The sequence below is a fragment of the Psychrobacter sp. P11G5 genome (genome assembly GCF_001593305.1).
GTDB lineage: Bacteria > Pseudomonadota > Gammaproteobacteria > Pseudomonadales > Moraxellaceae > Psychrobacter.
Map to the genome: position 1 here is coordinate 2,991,242 of NZ_CP012533.1, position 14,011 is coordinate 3,005,252.

Genomic DNA, 14,011 nt, shown 5'->3' on the forward strand with positions numbered 1-14,011 from the left:
ATCAAAATAATTTGAGAATATAAAAAAGCCACCTAATCAGGTGGCTTTTTTATATTCAATCACATATCAACGTTATAACGCCTTCAACTGCTCCATCTGCCCCGCCATAGCCGTCAACTGCCCTTCTAACTCAGCCAGTTTTGCCTTCTCAGCATCGACCACTTCCGCAGGTGCTTTACTGACAAAGCCTTCATTACCCAGCTTACGTGAGATACCTTCGGCTTGACCTTTTAACTTATCATATGACTTGCCCAAACGAGCCAGCTCAGCGGTTGGATCGATTAGCCCTTTCATTGGTACGAGGACGCGTAGCTGCCCAACCATACTTGATGACGATAGTGGCACCTCATCGCCTTCTTTTAGTATCTCTAAGCTCTCGACTTTGGCAAGCGCCTTAAACTGGTTTTTGATACGTGACAGACGCGCATCTTCATCAGAAGAGATATTTTGTAGCAGGACTGGTAGACGTACCGCATTACCCAGCTTCATTTCACCACGAATGTTACGGACGCTAGCAATCAACTCTTGTAGCCACGCCATATCAGCTTCGACTTGCTCACTGATTTGAGCGTTATCGGTTTGTGGGTAGTCAGCGATGACGATGCTATCGGTATTTTTACGATCTAATAGCGGTGCAACCGTCTGCCAGATTTGCTCAGTCAGATATGGCATGATTGGATGGCTAAAACGTAGCGCGGTCTCTAGTACATGCAGCAGTACATAGCGGATTTGCGCTTTACGCTCATCTGATACCGAGTCATCATTGAGGCTAGCTTTGGCAAGCTCAACGTACCAATCACAGTATTCATTCCAAATAAACTCATAGATATCTTGGCTGACCATATCGAGACGATATTGGGCAAAATGCTGATGAATGTCTTTAATGCTAGAGTTCAGACGGCTCATAATCCACTTTTCTGGTAATTCCCAAACGTCAGGATTTGCGCTCTGGTCGATAGGTTTGGCATTGCCTTCGCTATCGACGCAGTTCATCAGTACAAAGCGGCTGGCGTTCCAGATTTTATTACAGAAATTACGATAGCCCTCGACACGTTTGAGATCAAAGTTGATATCGCGACCAGTACTGGCAAGTGAGGTAAAGGTAAAGCGCAGTGCATCGGTACCGTAGGCTGGGATGCCTTCTGGGAATTCTTTACGCGTTTGCTTTTCGATTTTAGCCGCATCTTTTGGGTTCATCATATTGCTGGTACGTTTTTCGACCAGCGCTTCCAAATCGATGCCGTCAATCAAATCAATCGGATCTAAGACGTTACCTTTCGACTTCGACATCTTTTGACCATTACCATCACGCACCAGACCATGGACATAAACAGTCTTAAACGGTACTTGCGGCGTGCCATCTTCGTTCTTAACAAAGTGCAGGGTCATCATAATCATGCGTGCGACCCAGAAGAAGATAATGTCAAAACCAGTCACCAACACGCTAGTTGGGTGAAAGGTTTTGAGCACGCGCGGATCAGCGTTAGGATCTGCCCAGTCCAACGTACTAAACGTCCACAGACCTGAGCTAAACCACGTATCAAGCACGTCATCATCTTGGCGCAGTTTCACATCAGCGCTTAGACTATATTTACTGCGTACTTCGGCTTCATCACGAGCGACATAAATCTCACCAGTCGCGTCGTCATACCATGCTGGGATACGATGTCCCCACCAGAGCTGGCGGCTGATACACCAGTCTTGCAGATTGTTCATCCACGCCATATACATGTTTTTATATTGCGCAGGGACGAACTCGATGCTGCCATCTTCGACCGCCTCAATCGCAGGGCCAGCCAGCTTATTGACGGCGACATACCATTGATCAGTCAACCACGGTTCAACGATCGTACCGCCACGCTCAGCGCGCGGTGCTTTTAGCGCATAGTCTTCTACTTCTTCTAGCCAGCCCTGCTCGCCTGCTTGCTCCACGAGGAATTTACGCGCGGCAAAACGCTCAAGTCCCGCGTACTCGCTTGGCGTAGTCTCTAACGTAGGCTCGCGCGTTTGCAAATCAACGTAGACTTCCATCGCTGGTAAGATATTGGCGCGCTCATCGAGGATATTAATCAGCGGCAAGCTGTGACGACGACCCAATTCGTAATCGTTAAAGTCATGCGCTGGAGTGATTTTTACGCAGCCTGTCCCAAAGTCTTTTTCGACGTAATCATCAGCAACTATAGGAACAACGCGACCAGTAATTGGCAAGGTAATGGTTTTACCGACTAAATGAGAATAACGCTCGTCACTTGGGTTAACGGCAACAGCAGTATCGCCAAGCAAAGTTTCCGGACGCGTAGTGGCGACCACTAGATAGTTTTTACCAGCTTGAGTCGTTAGGTCTTTATCAGTGAAATGATAGCGGAAATGCCACAAGCTACCCTTTTCGTCATGGTTTTCAACTTCTAAATCTGACAGCGCCGTCTGGAATTTAGGATCCCAGTTGACCAAACGCTTACCGCGATAAATTAAGCCATCATCAAACAAACGCACAAACACTTCTTTTACCGCATTGGATAAGCCATCATCCATGGTAAAGCGCTCACGTGACCAATCCACCGAGCTGCCAAGCCGGCGAATCTGACGGGTAATATTGTCACCCGACTCTTCCTTCCATTCCCACACTTTATCGATAAAGTCTTCACGTTTCATATCACGGCGCTTAATACCTTGCGCTTCTAGACGACGCTCAACGACCATTTGGGTGGCGATACCAGCATGATCCGTACCCGGTTGCCACAGCGTGTTGTCGCCATCCATGCGGTGATAACGCGTCAAGGCATCCATAATGGCATTATTAAAGCCATGACCCATATGCAACGAGCCAGTGACGTTTGGCGGCGGCAAGGCGATAGAGAACGACTCGTCTTTATCAAAGCTCGGCTTAAAATAACCACTGTCTTCCCAGCCTTGATACATGCCTGCCTCGACCTGTGCAGGATTATAGGCATTCTCTAATTGACTTAAAGCGGCTTGGATAGATTTGGTCAAATGATTGTTGCTATCAGGATTACTCATAAGGCTCTCAGACTAAAACGTAAATGGATTAAATAGAATGGCTTAAATAGATATTTATAATATGACGCACAAGCAAAGCTATCGCTGAATTCATACAATTAACCAACGCAAGCAGGGTTAAAAAATACTGCCAACGATAGATAATAATAGAACAGGTGCGTAAATAAAAAGTTAGTGCGATGATTTTATCTTATATGAGCAAATTTTGTTAGCATCTGATGCTTTTTCCTTACTTGCAATGCTTTTCCATCTGTCACTAGTGATCAAATTGATTTAGTTATTTGTCATCTCAGCTTTATTTAGGTTATGTTACTGGCGAGTTTTCTTTGCCGTAATTCCTATCTGCACCATCTCTGCACACTGCAAATGGAAAGCTGTCTACACTCATAATCTTATATAAGCTTATCCTTATGTCTAACATTACCAGCAAACCTGATAAAGAACCTGCTCCTAGCAACAAGCTTGATAATAGCGATGATGTCGAAGAAGATAACGAGACGCAAGCGATCGAAAAATTAAAGGACGAAGATTTTCCTAAAGAGTTTAGTGATGAAGATAAAGAAACCATTAAGGAAGTCGCCAGTGACAGCAATCTTAGTGAGCCCAAAAGCTATGCCAGTATCCTAGTCGAACAAGTCATCGATGCCAAGGAAACTTTTAATCGCTCGCTTGGCTCATTGTTTACCAGCGCTTTTACTGCTGGGCTAGAGATTGGTATCAGTTTATTTGTCATTCTTTCTGCTTTTGCGCTACTTAACGAAGTAATCCCTAGTCACTATGCAATAGTGTTGGCTTCGCTACTTTATCCAATAGGCTTTATTATCGTGGTTATTGGTCAGTCGCTATTATTCACTGAGCAGACCTCACTGTTGAGCCTACCCGTGTTGAACAAGATAGAACCACTACATAAGCTTCTGCGTCTATGGGGCATTGTCATTGCCGGAAATATCGTTGGTGGTTGTATATTTGCCGCCTTGATGATTGGTCTGGGCTTGAATATGGATCTGTTTAGTGTCAGCGATATTGATGCTTATGCTGAGCATGTTTTGGGGTTTAAATGGTGGGTTATCTTTGGTAGTGCGGTATTGGCAGGCTGGATGATGGGCGTTGCAGCTTGGCTTGTGACCTCGGCACGCGATACGATTAGCCGCATTGTATTGGTCACTCTCATTACTGGTAGCATTGGGTTTTTGGGCTTACATCACAGTATCGTTGGCAACATCGAGGTCTTCTCAGCATTACTATATGGTAATACGGTTAGTTTATGGCGTTATTTGATATTTTTAGTGGTGGTATTAATTGGTAATACAGTGGGCGGCGTGGTGTTCGTCGCGGTATTAAAAAACCGTACCTTCTTATTCGATGTGGCGAAGGTAAAGCAGCAAAATAAAGAGGATAAAAATGACAGGATAGCGCGGATGAATGGACGGCAGCGTTAACGCGTTTTAGGGTTTTCGGTACTGATAACCGCAGTGCCATAAGCAATGGCCTCTACCATACTACCCAGCTGGTTGATATTACTGACTTCTAAACGTAAGCCATAAATGTGGTTGTAGCCTTTTGCTTGTGCTTGGGTACGCATACGCACTAAGGCTTCACGGCGCGAACGATCTAGCAAGGTTTCATAGGTGGTTAGGTTTTTGCCAAATAAGCTTAAGACCCGAGCAATCACCATTTTGAAATAATCTTGCGCAATAACGACGCTACCCAGTACCAGCTCACCTTCACTATTGGCGGCAAGGTTGGCTCGATAAAAACGCTCGCTGGATACGATAATATGAGCCAGCTCTTTTTCTGCCACTGTCAGCTGTGCTAAATGCTGACGTTCATGACGCATACCAAAAAACCAACCGACTGCGAATAATAAAACAAACGGCCCATAGTTAATGAGTATTTGAGTCATAGAATCATTCATGGCACGTCTCTTATCTTAAAAGCGAAAGTGAAGTTGCAACAGCTTTGCAGTCGGTTCACTATCATTAGCCAAAGGGATTAAAACGTGGTAACTCATCAACTGGGGTTTGCGCTGGGCTTGGTTGTTGTTGATTAGACTGATAATCACCGGGTGGGTTGTACGGTGGCTGCGGTGACATAGATTGTTGTTGCATACGTACGGCTTTGACAGCAGTACCATAAACAAACAGCTCTGAGGCTCCTTGTGCAATGCTAGAGGTCGAAAAACGCAGACCGACCACTGCATCAGCGCCTAATGCTTCCGCCTTGACAACCATGCGATCTATCGCTTCTTGGCGTGACTCTTCTAACAGCTCTGTATATGCCGTTAGTTCGCCGCCAACGATATTTTTGAGTCCGGCAAATAAGTCTTTACCGACATGCTTTGAGCGCACAGTACTGCCGTATACCACATCCAAGCGTTCGGTGATTTGATAGTTAGGCAAGTGCTCAAGATTAGAGAGTTGCACAGTCATGGTATTACCTTATCAGTGACTTGTCGTATAAATCAGTGAAGATGAATCAATGAAAATAAATCAGTGACAGCATTTATCTATAAATAAATGCTGTCTACGGACAAATCTAGTCATTGGTATGGAACAATAAAAACAATTCAGTCAAATTGCCTTCAATGCTGTTTGCCATCTGTGCCATCTTGTCTTCATCAGCACGCATCTGTGCAAGTTCTGGGTCTTCATCATCAATACCGCTGAGCAGAATCATTGGTAAGGTCAATACGGCGACATCTTCAGCAGTATCTTCAGATTCAAACCAGTCGCTAGCTTCATCACCATACATAGCATCTACAAAGCCAATCGACCAAGCGACGATATCTGACTCATCTGAAAAGTCGACAGCGACTTCTTCATTGCCAGCATCTTCACCAAAAGGCAGCTCAATAGGCGTCTCATTTTTCAGTTCAGCCATGATAGAGGCGCGCCAGCGATGAATGCCGTCGATGACGTTTTCTGGAAGCTCACTAACATGACCTTCAAACAATGCATCTATCCAGTTTGGCAGTGGACGTCCGATAACCGTGGCGGTCAAAAAACCATGGGTGGCGACACTATCGAGCACAAACTGGCTCTCTTGGTTGTCTAAAAATTCCATTAATTCATCGAAGCTTAATTGGTTGCTCATGGGGTACTTATCCTTGGGTCGATAGATAGCATAATAACTAATAGTGAAAACCAACTTGATTAGCTACTAACACCCTATCTATTAAATACATTATCAAATGCTATAAATAAAATTCACGATTATCATAAAAATATAGTGAATGTAGTCAGTTCAGCTTAGCATAATTGGGTATCGATAAGCTGTTACGTCCTATTATATAACCCAATCGCTAACTGACTTCCGACCAAAGGCTTAAATATCGTCGTCATCATCCCAATCTGCATCGAAGTCATCATCGTCGTCATCCCCTAAATCGTCTAGCTCGTCTTTTAGTGCTTTGGCAAGACGTTTTTCTTCTAGTAAATTATCAATCAAACGACGTTTTTCAAGGCTACTTAAACGTGTGCGTACACTGGTTTCTGCCTCTTCAACCATCTTCGCATCATCATCATCGGCAAACTCACCATCAAAATCATCATCGATATCAGTATCACTCATGACTAACTCCTATTATTTGGGCAATAAATACAAAATACATTGATATACTTATGCCTTATAAAGTCTCAGTCGCACCTTGTCAATCCTTTTTACGCATATCACTACTTTATTATTATTTATAGTTGCGCTTTTTTAGATACTTATCAGGGTCGCCCACTATCTAATCACAGACATTGGTTGGCTATAAAATTAATCGGCTATCTCTTGTTCTTCATCTTCAGTTCCGGTCATCAGCACTGCATTACGAACAGTGGCTAAGCGTTGTATCATGGCATCATTAACGCCATCAAAGACAGCGCATTCACGTTCATATACTGTCGTCGGACGCTTTAAACTCTTCACTTGTACATGACTGCCAATTTGCTTAAGCCCAGAATTAGGCAATAAGATCAGCATTTGTTCTTTTCTACCGACACTCTTTAATAGCTGCGTCATTGCTTGCGTTTGCGCCTCATCACTCACTCCAGCTTTTGCTGGCAGCGCGAAACGTGATAGCTCAATATGCTTTTCATGAATGATTTTATTGAGCATGAGATACAACTTGCCCAACATGACACCAGCCAGTGCAGCTTTTGCATGACTATTATCAGCTTTGAGCACTGCACAGGCACCAACTTCATCAAAACGTGGCTCATTGACAACACTGACACCAAGCAATAGCGGCTGCTTAAGTAGCTCAGTCATTGCCTGATTTAGCAGTTGCGTACATAACGCGAGATAAGGCATACGCATTTCAGGCGCAAGACGCTCTAGCATGTCATATTCATCATGAAACATAATCTGCACACTTACGGTATCGAAAGCGCGGTTAGCAGACAGTTTTGAGGCACTACTAATAAATTTATGGGCACTACTGCTATCGATTCCCGTACTAGCCTGAGCATCAGTTGAGCTATTAACAGTGCTAGTTGAACGACTACTCTGTGTCATATCGGTTGAGGTATTAGAGCTTGTTTGACTATCAGAGCTATTGGTTTGCTGCGATTTTAAATAAGCATTAAGCTCATCATGGATTCCAGCCGCACTGACTTTATTGGTTTTACCAGTTTCGTCACTAGGTGTAGCAGTGTCATTGTTCACATTATTGTTAACGGTACTATTTAAAGTATCATTCGAGCCAGTAGCACTGTCTCTCTCTTCGGTATAATTTTCATTAGGCGCGCGGCCATAACTCAATTGACCAGATTGCACATATTGCTCACGATGCAAGTCTTGAATATCTCGGCTTAGAGCATTGATTTGCTCTTTGGTTGGACGTGCGACATAGCCATATAGCAGCCATAAGAACAGATGAAAAATCAGCGAGCCAATAACGAACGGCCATTGCATCGCGATAATTTCGCCCTTACTGATGTCTTTTAAGGTCAATGCGACACTACCGATAACCGCATCGCCTTTGGTTGCCATCTGGCTAATGGTATCGCCTTGCTGCATAGGTGCATTACCTACTGGCACCAAAATCTCATCATTGCTATCTTTAATCACTATTCGTGCGACATCCTGCTCGCTCGTATAACGATTGGCAATGACACTCAGACTCACGCGGTCTTTGTTTTCTAAAGACAGACGCGCCTCATCGATAAGCTGGGCGACCATTTGCTCGCCTTTTTGCTCACGACTTTTAGTCAACTGCTGATCAGTGCTGATTACCAGCAATAAAGTCTGTAAACAAAAACTGACTAGAATGATAATGGCAAACAACCCTTGCCGCGGCGCTAAATACGTCATGATATGTTAAACTTTTTTGGATAAAGGAAATTAAAAAAACGAGACTGTTGCTCATTTTTTGGAAGAGTATGCTACTAATTGTTCTCATTTAAACGAACTTAATCTAACTGTATTACTAGCCGCGATATGAGCAATTGGCCAGTTAATATTATCTACTATATCATCATAGTGGTCATCATAGATTTAGCTGCCAGTATACATTTAATTATCTGCAAAGTTCGGTCATTATACTAGAGGTGATACCATTATTATTCAACTGTTGTACTTTGCGCTTCATGTATAGGCGATACACAGTAAAACTGTTATTATTCCTAATCTTAACTGCGCATACAAGGGACAATTGAGACATGCCAAAAAATACGCCTTACTCGTTACCAAAAGACAGCAAAGCATGGCAACAAGCCGTTGATTCTGTAGCAGCATTGTTGCCTGCAGATACCAATCTGTTAGACTTTGATACGCTTCAATCTTTACCTCTATTTGCACTTATTGTAGTATTGCCTGCGCGTGTACATGCGCTTGATATTCATCAATACGTGCAGTCTTGGGTTGATGAACAGCCAAACTGGCATCTGGTAACAGTAGCAGAAGATACTGAGGCGAGCTTTGTAGATATTACGATACCGGAAGCGGCTACTGATACAGTTTCTGTCTCCAGCACTGATAATAGCACCAAACAGCCGTTTGTCCCTGCGCAAGTGTTCCGCTATTTATTAGTTCCTGTTACCGATACTCTCATGCATCCTGGTAAAAAAACAGCGGCAGCTCACATTATTGATGACCAGCTAACTACTCGTCTGCGTCATGATTTGGCGGAGAACTACCTAGCGAAAGGCAATAATGGCACACAAAGCCTGAGTATCGACAGCATGAATGTGGTCGATTGTCACATTCTATCTATCGGTCATATGTTGCGTACTCATAAGCTTGTTTGCTTCGATATGGATTCTACTCTAATCGAACAAGAGGTCATCGTTGAGCTAGCAAAGACTGCGGGTATCGGTGAGCAAGTTGAGATAATCACGGAAGCAGCGATGCGCGGTGAGATTGATTTCGATGAGTCTTTTGTTCAGCGGGTATCATTACTAGAAGGCATTCCTACTACTGTACTTGATGAGATTTGTGCGCGCCTTACCCTATCAACAGGCGCTCGTACTACTGTTAGCGCCTTTAAAGCACTAGGCTATCACACAGTACTGGTCTCTGGTGGCTTCACTTATTTTGCCCGTTATATCGCTGAGCAGTTAGGTATCGATGAAGTCCATGCTAATAACTTAGATATCGAAGATGGCGAAGTGACTGGTCATGTGCAAATGCCTATCGTTAATGGGGCTAAAAAAGCCTCTATCGTTGCTCATATCGCTGAGCGCATGGGTATCGAGATGTCACAAGTAGTCTGTGTTGGTGATGGGGCAAATGACTTACCAATGATGGCCAACGCCGATTTAGGCGTGGCTTACCATGCCAAATCTATCGTACAAGCTCGCGCTGATGCGGCGGTAAATGTCACAGGTCTCGAAGGCGTTCTCTATGCGCTTGGCTATCCGGCACTTATCTCTGTATCTTAATTAATAACAATAACTACTCTATGCACTTTTTAGGCATAGAGTTTTGTGCGCCCTAAGCACATTATTTAGATGTTGAGTTAGATTGGTATCATTTGCTTTAATCTAGCTTAACGCCGTTAATTTAATTCTTGTAGCTAATGATTGTCTTTTCATACTTATCTCTTAATACTGATCTTTATTACTTTTTTAGAAAGGAATGTCCATGACGGCATCACCATCACCACGGCCAGACACGCCGTCATCAAGCGCGAAGACCGATGCAGCCTCATTATCAAATCTAGCAGCTGCCCCTTCAAAAGCAGATAATCCAAAGCAGTTACTGGCTGTCTATATCAAAGGGATGGCAATGGGCGCAGCTGATATCGTACCTGGCGTATCGGGTGGTACCATCGCACTGATTGCAGGTATTTATGAGCGGCTTATTAATGCGCTTGGTAGCATTGGTCCGAGCCTTTGGCAAGTATTTCGTCAACATGGTGGCATCAAAGGTCTACTTGCCGTGTGGCGACAGGTCGATGCGACGTTTCTATTATTCTTATTATTAGGTATTGCCACTAGCTTTGCTACTTTAGCAGGCCTTATCAAGAACTTACTAGACAATCAGCCATTGCTTATCTGGTCGTTTTTCTTTGGTTTAGTGGTCGCCACTGTCGTTATTTTATTGAGTGAGATTAAACGCTGGAATGCAGCGCGCGCAGGGCTATTTATCATTGGTATTGTGACAGCGGTAGTCATTAGTAACCTGCCGCTGCTTACCACTACTCCAAGCTTACCGTATTTATTCTTTGCAGGCGCCATTGCGATTTGTGCGATGATTCTACCGGGTATTTCTGGGTCATTCATCTTATTGTTGATGGGTGCTTATGATACGGTTTTAGAAGCGGTACATACTTTTAACCTTAGCGTCATCATCACCTTGATGGCAGGTATGGCAACGGGGCTATTATTATTTACGCGGATGCTCAAGTGGTTATTGGCACGCTATTATCAAGCAACTTTGGCACTACTAACTGGCTTTATCGCGGGCTCACTAGTTAAAGTATGGCCGTGGAAAGTAGACGCTTTGGGTACACTCAATAGTGATGCCATTAACAACGTCGCACCGTGGCAATACCCTGCTGGCGCGCAGTGGCTCACGACATTAGGGCTGATGTTACTCGGTGCAATCTTAGTATCAGCGCTGTCTTGGTGGGGCAACCGTACCAATCGTGTATAATCTATTAACTTATCATTCAAGTTATTGATATAAATGTATTTTTGAAATTATTTATTTACTATAAGCGCCCAGTATTGAGGCGCTTATTTTTATTGATTACTATCTTTTTTAATAAAATAACTGCTATAAACTAGACGACAACCGTTGTCGCAAAGTCGCCTCTCCCCCCTTCAGCTTTCCATGCTTAACTAGCATAATAGTCTTATTGAAATTCACCTTATGAATAGCGAGATGAATGATGTTTTTGACTATATTTTCTGTTGCTGGTGTAGAGATGTGGGGAGGTAGCGCGCTACTTGGCTACGGTTTACTGGCAAGCTTTATTATTGCCATAGCCTTATCCTCGCAGCGCTGGCTACTATGGTATGTGCTTGGTGGTATGGTATATTGGCTGAGCGTTGAAGTGTTACATACTGCTTTAATGAATGGTTTTGGATTATCTGATTGGCATAGTTACGTAGTGGCCTTGGGTGTCAGCTGGTTGCCGCTAGCAGGTTGGGTTTTATATCGAGCGCTACGTTATGATGATGTTAGCCGGACAGTACAGCAAGAGCGCGAGCTGGCTGCTGCACGCTACGTTGAACATACTCCTATCTATGATGACCACTATCAGCCGCGCTTCTAGAAGCAATGTTTTATTAAATATCATTTACTGTTACTAACTGCGCCTAATATTGGCGCATTTTTTGACGCTTATGTTTGATAGAAATGTTTGATGGCAATGTGATGATATTCACTACAGCTTCTGAATTAGTAGCATATTGTCCATTATGAAGTTACATTTGCAAATCTGCAGCTGTAACAAGAATGTAGTTGGTTCAAGGTGTTGTTACATGATGTCTAATAGCTCCTACGCAACTACTAAAGTATTAAAGGTAGATGGTCGTTTATAATTTACGTATATGATTGTCGTGAAAATTAATATAAAGTGGCGTTTATTCAACACCTACATTTTACACACTTATTCTTATACTCATTTTTAGGAGCCTGACTATGTTTACTATTCCTGTGTTAGATATCAAATCTGATCCATTAGACGTATTGCTAGCTGTGGTTGGCTATCGCCTATCCATGCTTGCTGATAGCGATAATGAAGACATCAAAAAACTGTTCGCTGATCGTAAAGTTACTATCGAGCTTGCCAGTGTTGAGTCTAACATCGCACGTCATTTTAGCTTTGATAATGGGAAGTTTAGTCAACGTAGTGGTCACGCTGATAAGCCAGATCTGACTATCAACTTTAAAGATTCAATGACTGGTGTTAAGCTTTTATCTAAAGGTGATCTTCCTGCCTTTATGACTGCTGTTCAAGAAGGCAACCTAAGTATAGAAGGCGATTACAGCTTAATGATGTGGTTCAACAAGCTTGCTAAGCATATCGTGCCTACTATGCCAGAAGAGTGCAAACCATACATTCAAAAAGCGAAACCTTATGCATATAAAGCGCAAAAGTTCGCTCATCACTGGATTGGTGTCGCTAAGCACAAAATTGGTAAATAATGCTCGGTAGCGTTATATGCCTAGAGAGATAGAGTTTGCAAATATCATTACAAACACTATCTGACAGCATTTTTAACAGTGCTCTGATTTTATAAAAAGGTTGCGGTATACTACGGTTACCGTAACCTTTTTTATTTTTTTATTAGTCAGTAATTATTTTAGTTTATCTGATTTTTTCATATTACCCTAAAAGGATTTAACTCATGGCAGGACTGCTTTCAATCAAAGAACCTAACCCACAAGCTGATGATAACTTCCAAGCTAGTAGTAACACTGATATTGGCTCAGACTCTACCACCAGTTTTTTTTCTACGGATAGCTTAGCAACAGAAATCAAACCCTCACCGATCAAACACAGCCGTGAGCAGATTGCGCAGTTATTCGACTTACCGTTAATGGACTTATTATTACAAGCGCAAACGATTCATCGTCAAAATTTTAACGCTAATGAAGTGCAGATTAGTACTTTACTATCGATTAAGACAGGAAATTGTCCTGAAGACTGTGGTTACTGTTCGCAATCAGGTCATCACCGTGACAAAACCAAATTGCAGGCAGAAAAACGCTTAGAAGTTGATAAAGTTATCGCCGCAGCCAAACGCGCAAAAGCCAGCGGCTCATCGCGGTTCTGTATGGGTGCAGCATGGAAACATCCGAGCGCCAAAGACATGCCTTATGTGGTCGAGTTGGTTAAAGAAGTTAAGAGTTTGGGTCTTGAGACTTGTATGACGCTTGGTATGCTAAACCTTGATCAGGCAGCACAATTGGCCGATGCAGGGCTTGATTACTATAATCATAATCTAGATACCTCGCGTCGCTACTATGAGCAAGTAGTCAGCACGCGTAGCTATGACGAGCGTCTTGATACAATAACGAACGTACGCGACTCAGGGATTAATGTTTGTAGTGGCAATATCGTAGGTATGGGTGAAAGCCGTGACGACCGTATCGACTGGGTACATGAATTGCTTAAAATGCCCAAAGCACCCGAGTCTATTCCCGTTAACCTGCTCGTCCCTATTGCCGGTACACCAATCGGCGATAAAGTATTGGCAGATGGTGAGCTATCTGTGCTGGAATGGATTCGTACGATTGCAGTAACGCGTATTTGCTGTCCAAGCAGTTATGTGCGCCTATCTGCTGGACGCGAAAGCCTATCCGATGCCGAGCAGGCTTTGGCGTTTATGGCAGGTGCCAATTCATTCTTTTATGGTGATAAGCTTCTGACGACAGGTAATGCCAGCCAATCTAATGATAATAGGCTAATGCGCGAGCTGGGCTTGACTGCGCAATTCGCGGCACCAAGAGCACCCAAGCAACTGCCAGTTATAGATGCTATGAGCGGTCATCAATCGCAAGTAGTGTTGGCAGAATAGCTTAACGATGTGCTGCTACCATTATCAATTAATCT

Annotated in this window: 12 protein-coding genes; 6 read left to right on the top strand and 6 right to left on the bottom strand. The window is 43.3% G+C overall.

Going from position 1 to position 14,011, the window contains the following annotated elements; all coding sequences use genetic code 11:
- Nucleotides 1-72: 72 nt before the first annotated feature.
- A complete protein-coding gene (locus tag AK825_RS12240) occupies nucleotides 73-3,018 on the bottom strand; it encodes a valine--tRNA ligase (RefSeq protein ID WP_068037872.1) in 2,946 nt (981 codons plus the stop codon).
- Nucleotides 3,019-3,428: 410 nt separating this feature from the next.
- Between AK825_RS12240 and AK825_RS12245 the strand changes: the two genes are divergently transcribed.
- Nucleotides 3,429-4,457, top strand: a complete 1,029-nt coding sequence (locus tag AK825_RS12245) for a formate/nitrite transporter family protein (protein ID WP_082785719.1) — start codon at nucleotides 3,429-3,431, stop codon at nucleotides 4,455-4,457.
- Here the strand turns inward: AK825_RS12245 and AK825_RS12250 are convergent.
- The 5 genes from AK825_RS12250 to AK825_RS12270 form a co-directional block, all read right to left on the bottom strand.
- Nucleotides 4,454-4,933 (bottom strand): heavy metal-binding domain-containing protein, encoded by a 480-nt coding sequence (locus tag AK825_RS12250; RefSeq protein WP_068037877.1) that lies wholly within the window; start codon nucleotides 4,931-4,933, stop codon nucleotides 4,454-4,456. The two genes, AK825_RS12245 and AK825_RS12250, sit on opposite strands and share 4 nt — an antisense overlap.
- 64 nt (nucleotides 4,934-4,997) lie before the next feature.
- Nucleotides 4,998-5,447 carry a YbjQ family protein gene (locus tag AK825_RS12255; protein WP_068037880.1) on the bottom strand — a complete coding sequence of 150 codons (450 nt, stop codon included), beginning with the start codon at nucleotides 5,445-5,447 and terminating at the stop codon, nucleotides 4,998-5,000.
- A 106-nt stretch (nucleotides 5,448-5,553) separates the two neighbouring features.
- Nucleotides 5,554-6,111 (bottom strand): UPF0149 family protein, encoded by a 558-nt coding sequence (locus AK825_RS12260; protein WP_068037883.1) that lies wholly within the window; start codon nucleotides 6,109-6,111, stop codon nucleotides 5,554-5,556.
- A gap of 231 nt (nucleotides 6,112-6,342) precedes the next feature.
- Entirely contained in the window at nucleotides 6,343-6,588 is a 246-nt protein-coding gene (locus AK825_RS12265; RefSeq protein ID WP_068037886.1) for a hypothetical protein, read from the bottom strand.
- Between the two features lie 189 nt (nucleotides 6,589-6,777).
- Nucleotides 6,778-8,316 (bottom strand): hypothetical protein, encoded by a 1,539-nt coding sequence (locus AK825_RS12270; protein WP_068037889.1) that lies wholly within the window; start codon nucleotides 8,314-8,316, stop codon nucleotides 6,778-6,780.
- 347 nt (nucleotides 8,317-8,663) lie between these two features.
- On the opposite strand from AK825_RS12270, the gene serB reads away from it, so the two are divergent.
- From serB to bioB, 5 genes are all read left to right on the top strand, one after another.
- The gene (gene serB / locus AK825_RS12275; protein WP_068037891.1) at nucleotides 8,664-9,884 is read left to right on the top strand and encodes a phosphoserine phosphatase SerB; all 1,221 of its coding nucleotides are present in this window, start codon (nucleotides 8,664-8,666) and stop codon (nucleotides 9,882-9,884) included.
- Between the two features lie 202 nt (nucleotides 9,885-10,086).
- Entirely contained in the window at nucleotides 10,087-11,100 is a 1,014-nt protein-coding gene (locus tag AK825_RS12280; protein WP_068037894.1) for a DUF368 domain-containing protein, read from the top strand.
- A 238-nt stretch (nucleotides 11,101-11,338) separates the two neighbouring features.
- Nucleotides 11,339-11,725 carry an AciT family ciprofloxacin tolerance protein gene (gene aciT, locus AK825_RS12285; protein WP_068039467.1) on the top strand — a complete coding sequence of 129 codons (387 nt, stop codon included), beginning with the start codon at nucleotides 11,339-11,341 and terminating at the stop codon, nucleotides 11,723-11,725.
- A 368-nt stretch (nucleotides 11,726-12,093) separates the two neighbouring features.
- Nucleotides 12,094-12,600: an SCP2 sterol-binding domain-containing protein gene (locus tag AK825_RS12290; protein ID WP_068037896.1), complete on the top strand. Its 507-nt coding sequence runs from the start codon at nucleotides 12,094-12,096 to the stop codon at nucleotides 12,598-12,600.
- 203 nt (nucleotides 12,601-12,803) lie between these two features.
- Nucleotides 12,804-13,976: a biotin synthase BioB gene (gene bioB / locus AK825_RS12295; RefSeq protein WP_068037898.1), complete on the top strand. Its 1,173-nt coding sequence runs from the start codon at nucleotides 12,804-12,806 to the stop codon at nucleotides 13,974-13,976.
- Nucleotides 13,977-14,011: the final 35 nt, after the last annotated feature.